A 20,250-nucleotide genomic window follows, 5' to 3' on the forward strand; every position below is an offset into this window, starting at 1 on the left:
CTCGGCCAGCAACGAACCGAGACTCCCGTGACAGCGGCCATCTCATGTCTGACCAGCGAGAACCACACACGAGGTTCGGAAAGAGAACGACCTCTCAGTGGTTGTCCAACCCTCGCGGCAAAGACCGCGCCTACCAACTTTGCCACGGTAGCCCCTCGTCCCTGAGACATCGCTGCGGCCGGAGCAGATATCACGGCTGCCTCGGTCGTCCTCGTGTTCGGCCGCCCCGGGCCAAGGCACGCACCCGTCCGTTGGACGCCGCACCGATGTCAAGCGGGCCAGAGGGATGTCGTCGCGCGTCCCGATTTGGGCGGCCCGGTTTGACTGGTACGCAGGTCACCGCCAGCGGCGTTGGCTCGCAGGATGCAACGGATCCCGCAGGGCTGCGACCTCGGGCCGGAACTGAACAATCAAGTCTTCTCGCAGGAGTCGAGAGAACGAACGGCGAAGCTCCCGCGAGCGCTCATCCAGCGGCTGCCCGTAACGGAGCCGTCGCACGTATGTGGCCTTCAGCTCGTACTCCACAGGGTTGTAGACGTTCGTCAACCAGTCATGGAGGTCATCCGAGGCCAGCAGAACAAGGCGGCGATAGGCATCGTCCCTTGCCCGCACACGAGCGTTGAGTTCATCGAGGTTCCCCTCCCAGCCCTCCTGCTCCATGAACGAGAGCCAGTCGAGCCACGCATTCACGGCAAGAAGGAACCCCTCAAGAGTTGCCAGTTTGCGGTCTTCCGCCTTCTCAACCAGATTGGCGCGCAGTCTCAAAACCTCGACACGACGGGTCGCCAGAGAGGCGACGAACGCACCCAGCAAGGCTGCACCGGCGCCGACGACAGCCGCAACCACCGCAGGATCCATGCCGCTTCCCCCCTCACGGCTCCGCTGCGCGATCGCAGCCAATCGGCCTCCATCATGGCCGCTCTAACCCAAGCGGGTCTTGCCGATCGCTGGGCGCCACATGGGTCCGACCGGCTGATCTGTGATGTTGCAGGCGCTTCGCCATGGGCGTCGTCTACGGGGCCGGCACTGCTACCGGAAGCCTCCTGATCCCTGCCGTCATCTGGTGGATCAACAGCCGATAGGGGTCCGAACCGCGGCGGGCCCCGGCATCACTCATGATCATCGGCGCAATCCTCATCCTCGTCGTCGTCTTTGGCATGCGGCTGGTCTTCCCTTTCGAAGCTGCTGGGTCACGTGCCGGGCTCCTGGCGCATGTCGAGGTAGCACCGCAGCCGTACGCCGGGCTGTCCCGCATCCCGGGTCGTTCTGTCGGACGTCGCTGTTGCCCACTGCGCAGCGAGCATCTGCTGGAAGGCAAGCACTGTCGAGTCATCGGCCGCCGCGACGTCGATGACGACCAAGCCCGGTTCCTTCAGGTGCACTTCGTCGATCGGATCCATGTAGGGCACCACGCTCGGACCTGCGGCGCAGGTTTCGCCCTTCCGCGGGCATCACCCGACCGAGTGGCGGTCATCAGGTGGCTGGGCTGATGTATCGGCAAGCGGGAGAACCAAAGTGACCAGGCTTCGTGTCGCGTCGGTGAGATTTCTTTCGCCTCTGCCCGCGCGCCTCCATCAGGAAGGCTCAGGCCTACGGTGTGACTTACAGCCCGTGCGGGTGAGTTGACAGTTCTTCTCGGGCGGGCCGGAATCTGGGCTCGCTACGAAGATCACACGCCCTCTGGTCTTCGGAAGGAAGCCTTGTGCGCTCCATTGCCGTACGTGCTGTCGCCGTGCTGTCCGCGCTTACTGCCCTGCTCACTCCCACCACCGCAAATGCCGCCCCTGGCGAGATCGTCGTCCTGCCGGTCCGTGACGCCCTCGTCGTCTTGCCGGTGCAAGACGACGAGGACCGCACGGGATACAGCCGAGACAAGTTCCGCCACTGGATCGACGCTGACCGCGACGGATGCAGCACCCGCAACGAGGTCCTCCTCGATGAGGCCGTCACCGCACCCGAACAAGGAGATGGCTGCCGGCTGACCGGCGGCTCCTGGTACTCGCCCTACGACGGCACCTACTTCACGGCTGCCCGGGCTCTCCACATCGACCACCTGGTCCCGCTCGCCGAGGCCTGGGATTCCGGTGCCTCAGCTTGGACCGCGAAGGAGCGTGAGGCCTATGCCAACGACCTCGGCGACGCCCGTGCGCTGATCGCGGTCTCCGCGGCCTCCAATCGCTCCAAGGCCGACCAGGACCCCGCCACCTGGCAACCGCCCGCGACCAACTACCGCTGCGCCTACGCCGCCGACTGGATCACCGTCAAAACCCGCTGGCAGCTCGCCATCGACCCTACCGAGCAGAGTGCGCTCACCGACATCCTCAGCTCGTGCCCGAACCACCCCGTCGAGGTCACCCTCGCCCGCTGAAACCAGAGTTGGCCCGCCACTACGGGGGAAAGCGGCGGGCCAACTACTTCCATGATGCCCTGGCCGCCCACGCAGCACATGCCCTGAGGGCGAAGCGGCCGCCGGCAGCGTCGGAAGGCGCCCAGGCCGTGCCCCAGGCCCTCCCAGGCGGCGGTCCGTTCCTTGCTGCGTGAGCACGACGGTCATGCTCGCGGGGCATCCCCAAGAGTAGGGATACAAGCGCTTTTTGGCGCTCGGCCCTCTAGAGGTCACTGGGAAGGTTCGGTGGCCGAGGAGGACGAACGGTGATCACGTGGCCGGCGATATGCGCCGCGATGGCGATGGCGGGAGGCGCCGGATTGTCTGCGCTGTTACGGGCTATGGCATTTCAGCTCCGTGAGCGAAGCCGACGCAAGACAATGACAGCCGTGCTGTGCAGAATGCCGCGACGAGGCGGCAGCGTTCAGGTCACCGACGAGAACGGGATCACTTGGGCAGTGCGATCTCGTGGGTGGGAGAGGGACGGAGCGGGGTGAGCGAGGACGCCTTCGACTCCGTCTACCGCACGTGGTACCGGGCTTTGGTGGCCAAGGCCTTTCTGGTGACGGGGGGCCGGCTTCATGTGGCGGAGGACGCGGTGCAAGAAGCGTTCGTGCAGTGCTGGCGCCGGATGACCGATCCCAGCAAGCCTCCAGTGCAGCACTGGGGCGGATGGCTGTCGCGCACAGCAGTCCGCGAGGCGCTGCGGCGGCGCAGCGCAGAGATTCTCTTCGATCTTGACCGTCACGACAGTGCAGGCAACCTCCCTGACGTGGCCGTTGAGGTCCAGCTCAAAGAGGTCTACCGCAGGGCGTGCGCGGAGATGGCACGCTTGAAGGACCGGCCGCGCCAGGCCATGGCCTTGCGCTGTATCGCGGGACTGAGCGCCGCCGAAGTCGCCGAGGAAATGGGAATCACACAGTCGACCGTACGGGTTCATCTTGCAGAGGCCCGCCGGGCTTTGGAGCCAATGCGAGTGGATCTTCAACAGCTGGGCATCGTGACCGAGGAGGAGGGAGGACGTCGTGACTGATACACCTGCCGGCCTCCCCGATCCCGAACAGGCGGCACCCGGCGAGCAGCCGGGAGTTACGCCGCCGACATCGCCTGCCCCCAACGGTCCGTCGACGAGTTCGCCGAAGCAGCCATCCACGCAGCCTTTGACCGACGATGAAGCGGCTCTCATCTCCGTGACCCAGGCCTCCGAAACCGCCGTTGCCGAGGGCTTGGCCCCCGTCCTGGACGTCGAGGCTTCTCTTGCTGCGCTCAAGCAGCGACTTCCCGCGCGAGAACAACAACGGGACGGAGACCGCGAGGCCGACGGATTCGTTTGGTCCGCACAGACATCCACGCATCAAGTGGCAGTGACGGCGGGGTCCGCGTTCGTCAGCCGGGACGAGGCAAGCGCGATCGGCTCCGCCTGGTGGAGCGAAGATTTGGAGTGGCTTCGGCTGGTGCGGCAACTCACCAGTGGTGACGAGGAGGCCACTTCCCTTCCTCCCTCCGCCGGCCCAGCGGAACCCCCAAAGGCCTCCCCGGTAGAGCCGGAGAGCGGCACTCCAGGCACCACGGAGACCAGCACGGTCCAGAGCCTTCTGCCGATGACGTTCGCTGATCCAAACCAGGCATTGGCGCGGGCCCAGGCCGTCCTCGACACTGACCCCCCACCGTTGCACGCTTCCATCGCCCACCAGGTGATCGGCACTTGGCAGCGCGACTGGGGCGACATCCGCATCGCCCTCCATCACCTGCGGCGCGCCCGAGATCTCGCAGCACGCGCGGAATCGCCCGAACGGGAAGCCGACGTCCTCGCAGCACTCGGTGTGGCCTTGGTGCACACAGGACGCACCCGCCAAGGGCTGGCGGCGCTGGAGCGCGGCATCGAGCGCGGCAGCGGACATACACGCGCCCGCGTGCTGTTCCGGCGCGCCTACGCCCGCTGGGTCCTCGGCCACCACCAGGAGGCCCTGGAAGACATCCACCGGGCAATCCCCATGCTGCGCCGGGCGGAGGACGTCATCTGGACGGCCCGTGCGCTGACCTTGCGCGCGACCGTGCATCTGGCGCTCGGCGCGGTCGACCGGGCGGACGCCGACTTCACTGCGGCCGAGGCGCTGTGGGACACCACGGGCCAGGAGCACGACAAGGCCGACGCGGTGGAGAGCCGGGCCCTGGCGGCATTCCGGTCGGGCGACATCCCGGTGGCACTACGACTCCTGGACGAGGCCGAGGAACACTACACCCGTCTCGGCACGCCGACGCTCATGCTGAACATCCGCCGCTGCGAGGTGCTCATGGCGGCCGGGCTGGCCCCGGAGGCGCTGGCCGAGGCGGACGCGGCGATCGCCGTGCTCGACGGCATCGGCGGCCAGTCCACCCGCAAGGCCGAACTGCTGCTGGCCGCCGCGCGCGCCGCGCGGCTGGCGGGCGACGCACACACCGCGATAGCGCGCGCTGCCATAGCCGTCCGCCTGTTCGCCGGACAGCGGCGCAGCTGGTGGGAGACACACGCCCGACTGGTGCTGATCGAGGCACGCGTCGTCACCGGACGCAGCTCAGGACGGCTTCTGGCAGAGGCCGCAGCCGTGGCCGAACGGCTGGCCTCCTTCGGCGCGCCGGCCGCGCCGGAGGCCTCGCTGCTCGCGGGCCGGATCGCGCTCAACCTGGGCTGGACGGCGGACGCCGAGCGGCACCTGGGCGTCGCTGCCCGAAGCCGGCACAACGGGCCGCCATTGGCGCGGATGATGGGCTGGACGGCGCAGGCACTGCGGGCACAGGCCTCCGGCTCCGTGCGCGGTGTCCTGGAAGCCTGCCGACGGGGACTGGACATCCTCGACGCCCACCGGATGACGCTGGGCGCCTCGGAGCTCAGGGCCCGCGCCACCGCCCAGGGCGCCGAACTCGCCGCCCTCGCTCAGCAAGCCAGCCTCGACAACCCTCGCCGACTGCTCGTGTGGAGCGAACGCGGGCGGGCCGCCACACTGTCGACGCCGCCGACCCGCCCCCCGACTGACCCGCAGTTGCAGAGCAACCTGGCCGCATTCCGGGAGATCGCCGCCCGAGCCGAGTCCGCTCGCATGGAGGCCCGTCCCATTCCGGCACTGGAGCGCGAACAGCGGCGCCTGGAGCGGGAGATCCGCTCCCGGACGCTGCATCTGCGCGGCAACTCACCCGGCGACGGCCGCCTCTTCCACCCGGGCCATCTGCTCGATCGGCTCGACGCGGAGGGCACGCGGCTCGTCGCACTTGCCGTGCTGGACGGGCGGGTGCAGGTGCTGCTGTGCGGGCAGGGGCGGGTGCGCCGCTTCGAGGCCGGGCTGCTGGCCGAGGCGGAGACCGAGGCCGAGCACGTCCAGGCCGGGCTTCGACGGCTGGCCCACCCGGGCGCGGAGGCACAGCTGCCGGTGGTGGAGGCCGCCGGCCGGCGGCTGGAGGAACTGCTGCTCGGCCCTGCGGCCGCGCATCTCGGCGACGGTCCCGTGGTGGTCGTACCGCCCGCCCGGCTGCACCGGGTGCCCTGGGCGCTGCTGCCGTCGCTGCGGGAACGGGTGCTCAGCGTGTCGCCGTCGGCGAGCGGCTGGCTGCGCGCCCGGGAGACCGAACCGCCGCCGGGCGCCCACCAGGTGTTGGTGCGCGGACCGGGCCCGGCGACCGTCGGCGCGGAGGTGCCGCGTCTGGCGGGCCGCTACGGCGGTGCCGTCGTCCTGGAACACGCCGACGCACGCGTGCCACGCGTACTTAACGAACTCGACGGCGCCTCGCTGGCCCACCTCGCCACCCACGGCACGTTCCGCGCTGACAGCCCCCTGTTCTCAACACTGCGGATGGCCGACGGGCCGATGGCGCTCCATGACCTCGAGCGCCTGGAACGCAGCCCCTACCGCATCGTCCTCTCCAGTTGCGACACCGGACGCCTCGGCCGGGTCGATGCGGACGAAGTCCTCAGTCTGATCACCGCGCTGCTGCCACTCGGCACAGCCGGGATGCTGGCGTGCAGCGCGCCCGTCAACGACACCGCGGTGGTCCCCCTGATGCTTGCCGTGCACGAGGAGCTGGCCGCGGGTCGGTCCCTGGCCGAGGCTCTTTACAAGGCACGCGCCGCTCTTCCAGCCGACGCAGTCCACCAAGCCACAGGCTGGGCGTTCACAGCATTCGGCGGCGCCTGACGACGCACGAGGCTGCAGAAGAGGCGCAAAGGCTGGGTAACAGGCCCGCAGGTGACCGGCAGGCCGGTCTGGTGCACGCCCCGGTTTCAGGATCCGGTAGCAGCGGGAGGCTGCAGCATCGCCGGTGGATGGGGACGGTTGGGGTCTGTGGAGCTGCCGTCGGGGTGGTTGAGGATCCAGGACAGTCCTCCCAGGTCGAGGCGTCGGCGGGTGCGGGTGACAGCGACGTAGGCGAGGCGGGCTTCAGCGTCATCGACGGGGTCGGGGGGCCTGGGAGTGTCTTGGTGGTCGTCAGTGATGTCGTCCTTGGCACGGTCGAAGTCGTCGGCAACGAGTACGCGGGGCCATTCACGTCCTTTCGCCTTGTGGGCTGTGGAGACGGTGACCTGGGCTTCGAGCTCGGGCGCGAGGCGGGCGACAGCCCTGAGAATGGAGTCGGTCCCGTGAGTGTCGACAAGGTGGACCAGGGGCTGCAGGTCGCGGCCAGCCGGGTCGTGGGTGGCGTAGTCCTGCAGGTCTCCCCAGCAGGGGAAGAGGATGAGTTCGGGGTGGTGGGTGCGACGGCCTTCCTTCAGGTCACGGGCCGCAAGAGCCAGGGCCTGCAGGCTGTCTCCTCCCCCGACCAGGCCGACCTGGTGTCCGGCGGCCATGTGGGCCATGACCTGTGCCATGGCACCGACGTTGGTGCGGCACAGCACGGCGTCCGGCTGGGTGACGGGGCCGAGTTCGGTGGGCACGGCGGCGGTGCCGGTCAGACGGATGGGGGCATCGGCGAGACGTAGCCAGCGGTTGGCTTCGGCGGCGAGGTCGGGGCCGAAGCGGAAGGACCGGGACAAGGTCAGCTGGGTGCCGTCGAAGCCGGTCATGACGTCTTTGGCGCCGCGCCATTGGTAGATGGCCTGGGCGGAGTCGCCGACCATGACGAGCTGGGCGTGGTCGCGCTGGTTGAGGAAGATCTGTTCGACGACGGGGTTGGTGTCCTGGGCCTCGTCCAGCAGCAGGAAGTCGGCCTGGATACGCGGCTGGGTGAGGGCCCAGGCTTTGAGGTAGTGGTCGTGGTCGTAGCGGACGGCGCCGTCGTCCGGGTGCTGCAGGTCGGCCCAGGCCTTTTGGGCGAACGGCACAACGTGGGCGGCGAGCTGGGCGTGGAGGTCGGTGTCGTCCAGGCCGCGCAGGCGTGGGACGTGATGGTAGGTGATGGCCTCGTCGGCGGTATGGCAGAAGCGGGTGACGGTGCGCAGGGTGGCGTTGGAGAGCGCCTTGGGGGTGACTTCGCGGTCTCCGATGCGGAGGGCTCTGGTGATGCCGAGGGCCTGTCCGGTCTGCCAGGCCGGGCGGCGGGGTGCGTTCAGGCGGCGGGTGTACCGGTGGCCAAGGGCTGCGTAGGCGAGTGCGTGGGCGGTCTTGCACTGGACGGTGGCCGGGAAACGGGCGCGTGCGTCCTGGGCGATGGCACGGTTGTAGGCGAGGTAGCGGCCGCGGCGTGTGGTGGCGTGGGCAAGCAGGGTGAGAGTGGTGGTTTTCCCGGTGCCGGCGCCGGCCTGCAGGGCCAGGTGGTCGCCTGAGTGGAAGGCGTCGGCGGCTGCCGTCTGTTCGTCGGTCGGGTTCATGGTGTGGGTCCTTCCAGGGGGCGGGTGAGGGCGTGCCCGACGGCGGACAGCAGGTGTGCGGGAGTGGTCCCGGCGAGGAGTTGGCGCACGGCGCGGTCGAGCCGGTCGGCCTCGCGGTCGGCGTGCTCGGCCAGGTCCCGGTGGAGGGCTTCTCGCACGAAGCGCTCGGGGGTCAGGCCCGCGCGACGGGCGTCGCGCTCCAGGGCGGTGTGGATGTCGGGTGGGAGGGCGACATTGAGCAGCACATGACCGTGCGCGTCCGGGTAATGGGTGGTGATCACGTCGATGGGCAGCCGGCTGGCGAGGCGTCGGCGCAGCCGGTGGATGGCGCGTTCGGGGGTCTTGGCGCCCGCGAGGACCATGAGGCGGGTGGTGTCGTGGTTGGCGGCGAGCGGCCAGGCGTGCGCGGCGCGGCGAAGCTCGGCGGTAGTCAGGGGCCGGGTCAGCATGATTTCCAGAGCGTGGTGGGGCACGGTCACCAACCTCTGCCCCGGCGGGCCTCATGGCGGGGCACGTCGGTGTGGATGTGCGCCGTGTGCACAAGTGGGTGGAAAGGCTGCCACCCGGCCAGGGCGAGGTCGGCGGCGCCGGAAGTGACGGCGTGTCGGGGGCAGCGCTGGGTGCGCCATCGCAGTTGCTCGCTGTAGGGCAGGTGGCCTAGGTCGTAGACGGCCATCAGGACGTCGTGCAGGGCGAGTTGTCCGCGACGGGATCCGGTGGGCAGCAGTCTCCAGATGCCGGCCGGTGCGGTGGGGGCTAGGACGGGTTGGGCGCAGCGGTGGCGGTGGCGGGTCCGGGCGACGCAGCGGAGATGTTCGACCGGGCTCGCGGCGAGGTAGCGGCACAACAGCATCTGGACGACAGGACGGATGGGGTTGTCAGCGCCTGTGGCCGGTGAGTTGGTGAGAGTCGGATCGAAGGTGAAAGCACCAGCGTCGGTCAGGCGGCGGGTGCGGGCGGCGAGCTGGCGGCGGAGGGCTTCGAGGCAGGGGCTAGTCCGGCACAGGGGGATGCGGCGGGGGCAGAGCACGGCGTGGGGGATGCGGCACCACGGGCTGCCGTCACCGTGCGGATAGGCGATGCCGCCGGCCAGGTGCCAGCGGCAGGGTTCGGGGACGTGCACGGTGGCCAGTTCGGTGGGGTGCAGGGCGATGGGCCGGTGGTCGGCGCGCTGGTAGAAGTCGATGCGGTTGCCGCATCGGCGGCAGCGGCTGCTTTGGCCGGCGCGCAGCAGGCCGGCTGGGCGCAAGGGGCGAGGGCGTCGGGTGATGCGGGGGCTGCCGTCCCAGTGTCGGCCGGCGGGGGCGGGCGTGGAGCACATGGCCCGGACCGTGCCAGGCGACACCCGGCGATCCGCAACGCGGTGCGGCTCGTGTCCCCTGATCAGCCCAATATCGTCGAACAGATGACCTCATTGACGGCATCGCGTTCGATGCCTGCTCGCCGGATCGGGTGATCTGCTCGACGGTCAGGGGCGGGGGCGCCGAGGCGTCAGGAGCCGTGCGTGCCGGGTGGGGTGTGGTCGTCACAGAGGGCGCCGAGGAGGCGCTCGATGGGCACGTCGAAGGCGTGGGCGAGGGCATGCCAGGTGGTGACGGTGCCGGTGGTGCGGCCGTGTTCGAGGTCGATGAGGGTGCGCCGGGCCAGACCGCTGCGGCCGGCGAGTTCGTCGAAGGTCCAGCCGCGCTCGCCCCGCAGACGCGCGAGGTTGACACGCAGCGCGGTGAGGTCGGGATCGGGCGGCAAGATCGTCACTCCACCATCCGACGGTGCAGAGACCTGCCCTGTCAGTGCAGACCCCTGCACTATCTGTCCGGGAGAGAGAACGCCCGATCAAGGTGCAGGACTCTGCACTACCGTGCGTCTCCCCGGCCCTCTGTCGCCGGGGCACCGACCACCTCGGGCACGCGGGAGGACGACCAGCCCATGAGGCTCGCCGGCACGCACGCAGCAGTGCGACGCATCTGGACAGTAGAACTGCGTCCGCGACCGGGCGGCCCCGCACTCATCTGCCCCACCTGCACCGCCCACACGTCCCCGCTCACGGGATCATCCGCACGGTCGGCCGTCCTGGCTCATCTGGCCTGCCATGCCCGCGCCGACACGCTGCCCGCCCATCTGCGCAGCTGTCAGTGCCAGGCCCGGGGCTGCCGGTGGCATCCCCGTCATCGCGGCTGCGCTGGGCCGGTGCTGCTCGCCCTCACCCGCGACCGCGGCGGCCGCACCTGGCGGCTGGCCGACACCTGCGCGGCCTGCGCCGCGGCAACCAGCAACACCGCCGTGGTACCCGACACCCTGTCCGGCTCCACCCGCCCGCCCGCCTCCCTCTGCCCGCCTGAGCCCGCGCAGCGGTTCAAGGCCGGCCTTCAGGAACGGGTGCGCGTGCGGGAAATGCTCACCTATCTCGGCGCCGCACTGCCCCGGTTCACCTCCCCCGCCGCCCGGCTGCTGGCTCTGCAGTGCGCGCTGCGTACGGACGTCCGCGGTCATGTTCGGCTGCCGACGGGCCTGTTGCGGGGCATGCGACTGCACGGGAACGGCGAGTTGTGGCTGGAGCTGTCCCACGCCGACTGGCTTGCGCTGCCGGACTTCCGTGCGCTGCCCTCACAGGTGCGGCTGCTCGATGCCGCGGTGCTGGACCAGGCACCCGGCCGTCGCGCCCGTTGCCGCGCCGCCGACTGGGCGCTGCGGCCCACGCCGTTGATCCTGCCGGCCGCAGCGCCTGCCTTGCGGCTGACTGCCCTCGCGCTGGCCGCACACACCAGTGCCCGCGCCGAACATGGCACCGAGATGGACATCCTCACCCGCATGTGCGGGCACTCCCCTCAGCAGACCGTTGCCCTCCTCGACCGGCTGGTGACCACACGCACCCTGCAGGCGTGGCGGCACGACCGGGAGACCGACGAGGTGGTCTGGCAACTGCCCCGGCCGCAGGCCCAGTCACGTATGGCCGTACTGCCTCGCGGAAGCCAGGCATGAGAACTGTGAGACTGTCTCAAGAGTAAGAAGACTCCACCTGGCACGAACAACCAGCACTCCTTGTCCGTACCATCTGTACACCGAGGCATCTTGCGGCACTAGCAGCACTCCTGCCGGGCCACCTGGACCTCACCCAAGAGGGCCGTCACTTCCATGTGGTGCAGCCCCGCAGGACGTTCAACCGCCGAGGAAGGCCAGCCCCCGTGCCCGAGACAACGACTCCCGCCACCGAACTGACGTCCCACTACGTCGCCCAAGTGACCGCCGACCTCGAACGCAATGTGAAAGAGCAGTCCCGTATCACCGCGGAGATCGCCTCCCTGCAAGAGCAGCTTGCCGCGGTGCAGCACGACCACACGGTGCTGGTGAACGTGCAGCAGGCTCTCGGTATCACCCAGGCGCCGACCCAGCCTGCGGCAGAGGTCGAGAGTGCCGCGGTGCCCTCACCCCGGCAGAAGACCGGCGCCGCGCGCGGCGGGAAGAAGGCACGGAAGTCCACCGCTGCACCGAAGAAGGCAGCAGCCAAGAAGCCCGTTGCCAAGCCGGCGGATGCCGCGAAGGCGGCTCAGCCCACTCTGGTCGAGCTCATCCGCCGCCACCTCTTGGAGCTGAAGGAACCGCGCTCGGCTGCGGAGATCTCTGCCGCGCTCGGCCAGGCCCACCCCGAGCGCCAGTTCGCGGACAAGGTCGTGCGGGTCACACTCGAAGGGCTTGTGGCCAAGAGCCAGGCAGAGCGAACCAAGCAAGGAAGGTCCGTCTTCTACACCGCCCCCAAGTCAGCAGCTGCTCCTGAGGCCGAGGCACAGCCCGCAGAGACTGAGCTCTGACAGCTCCGCATGGAGGCGCAGTTGCCTTCAGATCCGATCAGCGGCGGCGCCAGGTGCGGACCTCGAAATGGATGATCTGGGCGTCCGGGCGGATGCGTCCGGTCTCAACCAGCCACCGGTGCACAGCGGCGGCGACGTCGCCGCCTGCGACATCGACGCGGCGGGCGAACGCGGCGGCGTCGAAGCCGAGACGACGCCAGGGCGCAGCAACCGGCTGGGATTCCAATCGCGCCGCCCTGGTCGGTGCAGCCGGCAGGTCAAGACAGTTCTGCCAACTCCTCGCCAAGAAATCAATGCTGCCCGTCAGCTGTGCCCCGGGGGGGAGAGGCCACGGCAGGTCACAGCATTCAGCCGTGCAGCACGCAACCAGTGCGCAAGGCCGTTGTTCCTCAACTTCTGCTCTGAACTGTGCAGTCTGACGGCACCGCCGCTACGACGCAGGCCAAGCTGCTCGGCATGGAGCCGAAGGCGAAGCGAATTCTTACCTGGTGCTGTGGCATCGGCGGAGCCGTAGTTTTCATCGCGGCTCTCATCTGGGGCCCCTGGCTGTTCGAAGGCAATCATGTGCGCGATGACACGCTCGCACCATCGGCTGGAATCATTGTCACGGGCTTCCGCACCATGCTCGTTGCCCTCGGCGCTGGAGCGGTGGCTGCTCTCGGTCTCCACTACACGCACAAGAGTCACAAGCAGACCGAGGCGTTGTTCGCGCACACCCGGGAGAAAGATCGCGAGCAGGCCGAGCTGACCCGTGAAGGACAGGTCACTGAACGGTACGTGGAGGCGATCAAGCTTCTGGCGTCGGGCCACCTCACGGAACGGCTCGGGGGTATCTACGCTCTCGAGCGCATCATGCGGGACTCTGAGAAGGACCACGCGACGGTTGTCGAGGTGCTCGCGGCGTTCGTCCGGCAGCACAGTCCGTGGAAGCCGGATGTGGACACTGGGGCCGCAGAACTCAAGGTGCGCCCCGCAGACGATGTGCAGGCTGCGCTCACCGTGCTCGGCCGACGGCCCGAACGAGAAGAGGCGCTTCACATCGATCTGCGTCGCACCGATCTACGCGGCGCAGATCTGCAACGGGCCCGATTGCAGCGCGCAGTCATGACCAAAGCACACCTGGAAGGCGCCAACCTGGCACGGGCGGACTTGGCGAAGGCAGATCTGGCCGGGGCCAACTTGGACCGGGCCTGGATGCTGTTCACCTTGGTAGGCGGCGCGACCCTGACAGATGCTTCTCTTGAGGATGCGTACCTGCGAAAGATCGATCTGCGCAGTGCCATTCTCAGGGCTGATCAACTGCTGAATGCCCGGATCTTCGAAATCACGAGTCTCCCTTCACGCTTTGCAGATGACGAGCGGATCCAAGCCCGCATAGCCGAGTGCGAGGCCGCACTCCGCAGCGGCTGGAACAGCTCCGCAACGTGAGCACGCCGCTCGACATGGGCAAAGGTGCCATGTCGCGGCGGCCAGGCCACTTGGCGTTCGGGGCATGCCGCCTCAGCCGTCGTGCAACGGGGAGCGTGCACGTCATCACTGTTACCGGCGGCGCTCGGCCAGGCCCACTCCGAACGCCAGTTCGCGGGCCGCCCTGTGGCCGCACCTTCGACGGTGGGATCAGCGGCTCGGCGATCTCCCACAACCCGTCCGGAACAATCCAACTCCACGTACCCCGCCCCATAGGCAGCCCAACGTGATCTCGGGCTTCTGGTGATCGCGAATCCGGCTGTGTTGCAGAGGGTTCGGAAGCGGGATGCCTGTCCGGCCGATGGGGCGGTGTCGTTCCAGTCCGCGAGGCGGCCGAGGTTGCAGGCCATGGCCGTCAGGACATCCTGCACGTGGGTGCGGGCCAGGCCTCGATAGCGGGCTCTGCGTAGACCGAGCGCTCGGACGTTCTGCGAGAGGGTGGCTTCGATGCCGGCACGGATCGCGTACCGGCGTTGCCACTGCTCGGTCTGCTGGTCGAGCCGATTGCGCATCTGGATCTCGTGCAGCAGCCGCGGTAGCACCGCTACTGAGCGGGAGCGAGTGGTCAAGGCGGTGCACGGTGCGCGATCTGGGCAGGGCCTGCAGTCGACCTCTGCGAAGCGGGCTTGGAAGTAGGTGTTGCTGGAGGTGTTCAGCTTGGTCCAGGACGCACTTATCTCGCCGCGCGGGCAGATGGCCTGCTCGTTGACCCAACCGATGGTGAAAGCCGCCTTGTCGAAGCCCGAATCCGCTTTGGCCTGACGGCTGCTGTCCGCAAGGACCGGGCCGAGCAGCGTGATGCCGTGCACGCGCTGGGCCCGCTCGATGTGGGCGGGTGAGAGGTAGGCGGTGTGCACGATGTGCTCGGTCAGATCCAGGCGGCGGGTGGCGAGGTCGTCGTGGATCTTCTCGGTCAGCTGCCCGTCCTGGACGGGAGCATTGGTGGTGGCCACATGCACCACGAGGTGGTCGACATCGCGTCTGACGCAGTAGTGCGCGTCCATGTCATACGGGGAGTCGAACCGCAGCGAGGCCGGCGGCAGGGCAGTGCCCTCCCGCCAGCGCAAGTGCCCGTCGCCATCCCAGTAGTACTGGTGAACCCAGAACTGCCGCAGGATCTCCACCTGCGGCAGCTTCCGCAGACGGGTGGGGCGTCGGCCGTCCAAGCCGCAGTGAGGAGCTTGTGCTAGTAGTCGAAATCGAGGTAGTCGATGTCGGTGAACTCGACCAGCAGGCCGTGCGCACGGCGTCCGCGGTCCTTGAAATAGATCTCCTGAAGGCCTTCGGCCAGAATGTCCATGAGTTGTTGCTCGGTGGCGCCGGCGGTGTGGGCGTCGAAGAGGCGTGCGGCGTAGGCAGGGGGCAGTCCCTGGGTGATGGGCCGCAGCCGTGGGTCGTCGGTGGTGCCCGGCGCGGCGGTGAATCCGAATCTGGCCCGGGTGTCGATGAAGATCCCGCCGGTGGCGGCGGCCTGTTTCTTCGCTCTGTCGCGCACGCGGGGCTGCCAGCGTTTGCGGACCTCGTCGGCAAGCCTCTGGGCGAGGTCGTGGCGGGGTTGTTTGAGCTGCCCCTTGACGTAGCGTTCGACGGTGCGCTGGGTGACGCCGAGGAGCTCGGCGGCGGCCCGGGTGCCTTTGGTCTGCTTCACCAGGTACTGCATCTGTTTCTGGGCCGACTTCGGCATGGGCCGGGTGAAGTGCGCGGCGTCGGCTCGCTCTAGGCTGTCGGTGAGGATGCCCATCGGCGGTTATTCCTCCCCGTCGTGGGCGGATACGGTGCCGGTCTTGATGTGCCGGGCGATGTTCATGTCGGGGCCGTGCTCTTCGTGGAGGCCTTCGGCCCACAGCACGCTCTGGGTGCCTTCGTGTTTGACCATTCCTGGGGAGACGCCGAGCCGGAATCCTCCGGGCAGGGGCTTGCCGTCCTTGTAGGGGAGGAAGTCGAGCGGGCTGGGGCCGTCGGAGGGGTACACGGCGCAGTCGGAGAGGATCGCGACCGGGTAGAGGTCCGCGTGGGTGGCGAGCCTGAGCATCTTGCGGTGCATGTTGATGCGGGCGTTGGCGATGACCGCGGCGCGGATGTCGGGGCGCCAGGTCGGGCGGGCGAGGGCGGGCCAGGGCTCGCCCGGCCGCCAGCCGCCGCTGCGGGCCCGCTCGCGCAGTTTGCCGATGCCGCCTTTTACGGTGGCCTTGATGGCGCTGAGCACGGCGGCGAGGACCGGGTCGGTGTGCTGGTGGTCGGCCATCGCGGCCAGGAACTGCTTCTCGGGCATGCCGGGGGTGATGCCGAGGTCGGCCATCGTGGCGATGTAGGCATCGCGCAGCCGGGTGTACCAGGCGTCCAGATAGGGGCCGTGCTCGTAGCGCAGATAGGCCTCAAGAGGGGTGACGGAGTAGCCGAGTTCGACCGCGTAGGCGACGGTCGGGGTGGCGTACCAGGCCGGACCGGTAGGGCGTTCGCCGTGCGGGGTGAACGGGCTGGGCAGGCGCTCGTCGAGGCGAATGTGGGAGAGGTCGACCAGCCAGGAGCCGGGCAGTTTCGCGTCGAAGGCCGGGCGTTGGACGTGGACAGGGGCGGACAGGCCGACGGTCAGCCGGTTGGCGGCCGCGGCGAAGGCCATGTTGACGTCGATGCCAACCACGTAGGGCTTCATGCATTCCGCGTCCGTCAGCGGCCGGGACCACTGGTAGGCCTCTTCGTCCAGCACCTGGTCGGGGGTGCGTTGGTGGAAGCGCGGATAGAGGGCGGCGACAACGGGATGGCCGTCGGGGGCCTCCGGCGGCGCGCACTCGACCGGCTCGGTCAGCGAGCCCGGCATCGGGCCGGAGACCCAGCTGCCGGTGGCCGGGTCCTTCACCGCGCGGGTGGGCGGGCGCAGCGCGGTCATCAGTTCCAGGCCGGTGACGGCGGTGGAGCCACATGGGGTGAGCACGCGGGTGGCGTAGGTGCCCAGCAGGCGGGCGAGTTCGGCCGGCGGCAACTGGTCGGCCGTCCCCCAGGAGCGGGTGTCGAGGGCGCCCCAGGGCAGGACGGCAAACTGCACGCACTGGCGGCGCGCGCCGTCAGCCGTGCGGTAGACCCTGGCCCACGGCCCGAAGCCCCGCTTCGTCAACTTCCACTGTGCTACGGAAAGTTGTTTGAGTACGTGGTGCTCGTCCGGCAGGCGCAGGCCGCGCCGGTCCTCCAACTCGGTTGGCAAGCCGATGCGTTGGACGGCGGAGGTGGTCAGCACGATCAGCGGGTCGGCATCCTTGCCCGAGCGGTGCAGGCGTGCAGCGCCCAACTTTCCCTCGCCCAGTACCCAGTTGATCAGCGACGGGAGGTCGGTAAGCGGGCAGTCAAGCACTAGGCCGTCGGCGCAGCAGGCCGTGCCGTCGCCGTCCACGACGGCGAGTGGCCCATGGGTAAAGCGTGCGTCCGCCTGGGGCCCGGCCGCCGTCTTCTGGGCTGTCGCTCGGTGTGCTGTCACCGGCGGCCGGACCGGGGCCACCGCATCTGCCGCGGGCGCGACGGGCGATGCGGGTGCTTGCGGCTGCGGGATGACAGATGGGCCGACGCCAGGTCGAGGCTCCGAGTCGGAGGGCGACTCAGGGGCCGGGAAGCGGGCAGCGAGACCGTCAAGGAGGCGGATGTAGGCGGCCCGCGTTGGAGGGCGTGGTTCGGTGCGGCCCGCTTCCCAGCCGGTCACCGTCTCGCGTCTCACATTCAGCGCTTTCGCGACCTGATCCTGGCTCAAGCCCGCGGCTTCCCGCAGCCGCTTGCGATCAGCGGGGACGGGCAGGGTTTCCGCCGCCGCCTGCTCCAGCAGGGCATCGACGGACGCGAAAAGCCCACTCTGCTCATCGGACACAAGAGCCACCTCCACTCCATTCCCCACCCTACCCGAAACGCACATCAGATCGCACACAAAACACACCTAGCGCACCAAGGCTGGATAGCCATCGGCAGCGTCCGGTGGTGGTGGCTCCTAGCGGCGAAAGCCGAGTGCCGCCCTCGCCCAAGGCCGGCCAGCAAGAGCTTCCTTCCCGCCGAAAGCCGGAACGCGGCAGTCAGAGCAGGGTGCACCGCAGTGGGCTTCGGCACCAGGAGAAAGACCGGGCATGGCGGCTGGCCGCTAGTTGATATGGATGTTGAACGTGGAGGTGCTGCCGTCTGCCATGGCCAAACTGGCCCGAATGCCATCATCACGATGGAGTCGCCCCGGGACCCCGATAGAAGCCAGTCGCCTCCGTGACCCTCACGGCCAACCCTTGAGCGTTGCCGCCACTTGCTCGTCGGCATCGATCTGCGGCTCTGCCAGAGCCTGATGCCCATGGGGCTCGCCCCAGTCCCGAACGCTCCGGGCGTCGTGGGTCAGCTCGGGCAGGATCCTCTTGTTCGCCCATGCACACACCCACGAGCCGGACGCCGGGCGGCATGAGGTGCGGCCCCGGCGCCGCGTTCAAGTCCAGCGCATGTCGAGTGCTTCGAGCGCGTCGAGTTGTTCGCGGGTCAGGTGGTAGGGCCGGAGTCGTTTGTCAGAGAGCCATTCCCCTAAGCGGAAGGAGCGGCCACGGTCCCAGATGACGTGTTTGTAGGGGACAATGAGGTGCTGATTGGCCCGCCAGAAGGCGTGGGCGTAGCGCAGGCCGTGGGCAAAGGCACGTTCGCTCTGGCTGCGGGGCGGTCGCAGCAGCAGGGCGAGGGGGTGGTGCAGTGGCAGCGCCCCGAGGAGATTGTGCTGGTCGCGGCTGAGGCTGGGCAGAGCCTGCAGTTGTTCATCGAGCCAGGACTCCAGCGGTGAGTCGTCCTGGTCGGGGGCGAGGTCGGGAAAGGCGAGTTCGCCGCGGCGGGCGGCGGCGAGGGCGCGTGCGTAGCTGCGCCGCCAGCGCCCGTCATCGTCCCAGCCGGCGTTCCACCAGGGGTTGATGTCGTTGAGGGCGCGCTGGTAGCAGTCGGGCAGTTGGCCCCGGCGGACCTTCGTGCGGAAGGCGCTCATCCAACGGCCGATGCCGGTGCCGGCGAAGCGTTCCTCGCGGACAGGCACGAGGTGGCCATGCTGGGCGTGGTAGGCACGGGCGATGTTCAAACGGTGTTCGATGCTGCTGCGGGGGTGTTCCCAGATCATGTCCAGGGCGTCGAGAGCCTCGATGCGTTCCGGTTTGAGACCGTGATTCATGCGCAGGGAACGCTGGTTGCCCAGCCACCACCCGAGGTAGAAGCGGTCGGGGCCGCAGTAGGTGCTGGGCACTTTGAGGTGGCCGTGCTTTTCGCGGTAGCGCCGGGCGCTTTCCAGGCCGAGTTCCCAGACGCTGTTGTGGGGGTCTTCGGCGTACAGGTTGAGCAGAGGGATGAGTTCGTCGGCGCGTTCGGGGAGGGCGGCGGGGTGCAGGGGGTTGCTGATGGAGTGGCGCAGGGCGTAGACGCGGTGGAAGACGTGCTCGTCGTAGAGCGAGAGGGCGAACAGGACCTGGTAGAGGGTGTGGAAAGGGGTGCCTTTGGCGGCATCGGCAAGGTCCTGGTCGGGCGCCTTGTAGATGGGGACGATGATGTGGGCGACCTTGGCCTGGCCGGGCAGCGGGCGCAGGGCGCGGCCGACGGCCTGGACGATCTGATAGGTGCTGGTCTTGGGGCTGGTGAACAGTACGGCGTCGATGGCGGGGACGTCGACGCCTTCGGTGAAGATCGCGCAGTTGGTCAGGACGGCCCGCAGCGGCTTCTTGTCGCTGGAGGTCAGGGACGCTTCTTTGAACGCGTTGACGGCGGTGAGCCGATCGTAGCGGCTCTGTTCGCTGTTGACGGTGCCGACCTGGAGCGGGCCCTGCATCCGCTTGGGCATCAGAGCGGCCGTTTCCGGAAGGGTTTCGGCGAAGACCTCGGCGACCTTGATGCGGGGGCAGAAGACGAGGACGCGCCGTAGGTCGTGTTCGTGCATGGCGCGCAGCAGGGCGACCTGGGCGGCCGCCACGCGCAGGCCTTCGGAGTCGGCGGCGAGCATCGGGTTGCGGTTGAGGATGGCGCGCACGTCGGCGTCGTCCACGTCGACGGCGACGATGCGGTAGTCGGCGAGCAGACCCTGGTCGATGGCGTCGGCCATGGAGAGGTGGAAGACGACCGGGCCGTAGAGGTTGAGGTCATCCATCGAGGCGACCTCGATGTCGACGGGGAGGTCCTGGCCCGGGATGGGCTGGAAGTTGCGGGGGGTGGCGGTGGTGAAGAGCCGGTGGTGGGCGAAGATCCGGTGGGCGTCCAGCAGTTGGGCCCAGGGCTTGTGGAGGTTGCCTGCCGAGCGGTGGGCCTCGTCGCAGACGAGGATGTCCCAGGGCGGCGTGTGGAACAGCCGGTGGGCTTCGGCGATCTTTCCCAGCGAGTGGTAGGTGGCGAAGACGTTGACCGGGCCGTCGGCCTGGGGTATCTCGGCGGCCAGTGTGGCGGAATCGGTGACGGCGGTCAGGATGCCGCGCAGGGCCGGGTTTCTGGGCAGGTATTGGTCTCCGGACAGGGCCAGGTAGCGGCCGGGGCGGCCTTCTTTGTGCCAGTAGAGGGCGGTCTGCTCGAGTAGTTCCAGGGTGGGCACGATGGTGACGGAGGTGCCTGTGGGCGCCATGCGGTTGACGATGTGCAGGGCGATGAGGGTCTTGCCGCTGGCGCAGGGGGCGTCGATGCGGGCGCGGGGGGCGCCGAGGACGAATTCGGTGATGCAGTTGTCAACCGCCTGCTGCTGGAAGGGGCGCAGCGGGGTGCGCAACGGGGGTAACTGGGCCATGACCGTGCTCCTTTCGGGCTGCGCAGGGCAGTCAGGATCCGTTTCGAGGGTGGAAGGGGGGCGTGAGTGC

Annotated in this window: 17 protein-coding genes and 2 pseudogenes; 6 read left to right on the plus strand and 13 right to left on the minus strand. The window is 68.8% G+C overall.

What is annotated here, in order from left to right; translation table 11 throughout:
- Positions 1–336: 336 nt before the first annotated feature.
- Complete coding sequence (locus ACIRD7_RS41810) at positions 337–858, minus strand: hypothetical protein (RefSeq protein ID WP_403461328.1); 522 nt, start codon at positions 856–858, stop codon at positions 337–339.
- A 332-nt stretch (positions 859–1,190) separates the two neighbouring features.
- A complete protein-coding gene (locus ACIRD7_RS41815) occupies positions 1,191–1,400 on the minus strand; it encodes a DUF6207 family protein (protein WP_403461329.1) in 210 nt (69 codons plus the stop codon).
- A gap of 302 nt (positions 1,401–1,702) precedes the next feature.
- On the opposite strand from ACIRD7_RS41815, the gene ACIRD7_RS41820 reads away from it, so the two are divergent.
- From ACIRD7_RS41820 to ACIRD7_RS41830, 3 genes are all read left to right on the plus strand, one after another.
- Positions 1,703–2,368, plus strand: a complete 666-nt coding sequence (locus ACIRD7_RS41820) for an HNH endonuclease family protein (protein ID WP_403461330.1) — start codon at positions 1,703–1,705, stop codon at positions 2,366–2,368.
- Positions 2,369–2,879: 511 nt separating this feature from the next.
- Positions 2,880–3,419, plus strand: coding sequence for an RNA polymerase sigma factor (locus ACIRD7_RS41825; RefSeq protein WP_403461331.1), 540 nt, complete (start codon positions 2,880–2,882; stop codon positions 3,417–3,419).
- 568 nt (positions 3,420–3,987) lie between these two features.
- A complete protein-coding gene (locus tag ACIRD7_RS41830) occupies positions 3,988–6,552 on the plus strand; it encodes a CHAT domain-containing protein (protein ID WP_403461332.1) in 2,565 nt (854 codons plus the stop codon).
- Between the two features lie 86 nt (positions 6,553–6,638).
- Here the strand turns inward: ACIRD7_RS41830 and ACIRD7_RS41835 are convergent, their stop codons facing one another.
- The 4 genes from ACIRD7_RS41835 to ACIRD7_RS41850 form a co-directional block, all read right to left on the minus strand.
- Complete coding sequence (locus tag ACIRD7_RS41835; RefSeq protein ID WP_403461333.1) at positions 6,639–8,162, minus strand: UvrD-helicase domain-containing protein; 1,524 nt, start codon at positions 8,160–8,162, stop codon at positions 6,639–6,641.
- Positions 8,159–8,641, minus strand: coding sequence for a hypothetical protein (locus tag ACIRD7_RS41840; protein WP_403461334.1), 483 nt, complete (start codon positions 8,639–8,641; stop codon positions 8,159–8,161). The genes ACIRD7_RS41835 and ACIRD7_RS41840 overlap by 4 nt, the downstream gene beginning before the upstream one ends.
- Positions 8,638–9,411, minus strand: a complete 774-nt coding sequence (locus tag ACIRD7_RS41845; RefSeq protein ID WP_403461335.1) for a DUF6083 domain-containing protein — start codon at positions 9,409–9,411, stop codon at positions 8,638–8,640. The genes ACIRD7_RS41840 and ACIRD7_RS41845 overlap by 4 nt, the downstream gene beginning before the upstream one ends.
- A gap of 242 nt (positions 9,412–9,653) precedes the next feature.
- Positions 9,654–9,917, minus strand: coding sequence for a helix-turn-helix transcriptional regulator (locus tag ACIRD7_RS41850; protein WP_125528950.1), 264 nt, complete (start codon positions 9,915–9,917; stop codon positions 9,654–9,656).
- A 432-nt stretch (positions 9,918–10,349) separates the two neighbouring features.
- On the opposite strand from ACIRD7_RS41850, the gene ACIRD7_RS41855 reads away from it, so the two are divergent.
- Entirely contained in the window at positions 10,350–11,141 is a 792-nt protein-coding gene (locus tag ACIRD7_RS41855) for a hypothetical protein (RefSeq protein WP_403461336.1), read from the plus strand.
- 203 nt (positions 11,142–11,344) lie between these two features.
- Positions 11,345–11,968, plus strand: coding sequence for a hypothetical protein (locus ACIRD7_RS41860; RefSeq protein ID WP_403461337.1), 624 nt, complete (start codon positions 11,345–11,347; stop codon positions 11,966–11,968).
- A gap of 37 nt (positions 11,969–12,005) precedes the next feature.
- On the opposite strand, the gene ACIRD7_RS41865 is transcribed toward ACIRD7_RS41860, so the two are convergent.
- Complete coding sequence (locus ACIRD7_RS41865; protein ID WP_403461338.1) at positions 12,006–12,194, minus strand: hypothetical protein; 189 nt, start codon at positions 12,192–12,194, stop codon at positions 12,006–12,008.
- Positions 12,195–12,376: 182 nt separating this feature from the next.
- Between ACIRD7_RS41865 and ACIRD7_RS41870 the strand changes: the two genes are divergently transcribed.
- Positions 12,377–13,396, plus strand: a complete 1,020-nt coding sequence (locus tag ACIRD7_RS41870) for a pentapeptide repeat-containing protein (protein WP_403461339.1) — start codon at positions 12,377–12,379, stop codon at positions 13,394–13,396.
- Between the two features lie 157 nt (positions 13,397–13,553).
- Here the strand turns inward: ACIRD7_RS41870 and ACIRD7_RS41875 are convergent.
- The 6 genes and pseudogenes from ACIRD7_RS41875 to ACIRD7_RS41900 all read right to left on the minus strand — a co-directional run.
- A pseudogene (locus ACIRD7_RS41875) lies at positions 13,554–13,649 on the minus strand (IS5/IS1182 family transposase); the annotation flags it as partial.
- A gap of 124 nt (positions 13,650–13,773) precedes the next feature.
- A pseudogene (locus ACIRD7_RS41880) lies at positions 13,774–14,439 on the minus strand (transposase); the annotation flags it as partial.
- A 182-nt stretch (positions 14,440–14,621) separates the two neighbouring features.
- Positions 14,622–15,176 carry a telomere-protecting terminal protein Tpg gene (gene tpg, locus ACIRD7_RS41885; protein WP_403461340.1) on the minus strand — a complete coding sequence of 185 codons (555 nt, stop codon included), beginning with the start codon at positions 15,174–15,176 and terminating at the stop codon, positions 14,622–14,624.
- A gap of 6 nt (positions 15,177–15,182) precedes the next feature.
- On the minus strand, positions 15,183–17,330 hold the full coding sequence (gene tap, locus ACIRD7_RS41890; RefSeq protein WP_403461341.1) for a telomere-associated protein Tap: 2,148 nt from the start codon (positions 17,328–17,330) through the stop codon (positions 15,183–15,185).
- A gap of 342 nt (positions 17,331–17,672) precedes the next feature.
- Complete coding sequence (locus tag ACIRD7_RS41895; protein WP_403461342.1) at positions 17,673–17,828, minus strand: DUF6882 domain-containing protein; 156 nt, start codon at positions 17,826–17,828, stop codon at positions 17,673–17,675.
- 48 nt (positions 17,829–17,876) lie between these two features.
- On the minus strand, positions 17,877–20,180 hold the full coding sequence (locus ACIRD7_RS41900; protein ID WP_403461343.1) for a Helicase associated domain protein: 2,304 nt from the start codon (positions 20,178–20,180) through the stop codon (positions 17,877–17,879).
- Positions 20,181–20,250 lie beyond the last annotated feature (70 nt).

The organism is Streptomyces sp. NPDC093568 (assembly GCF_044764945.1).
Classification (GTDB): domain Bacteria; phylum Actinomycetota; class Actinomycetes; order Streptomycetales; family Streptomycetaceae; genus Streptomyces.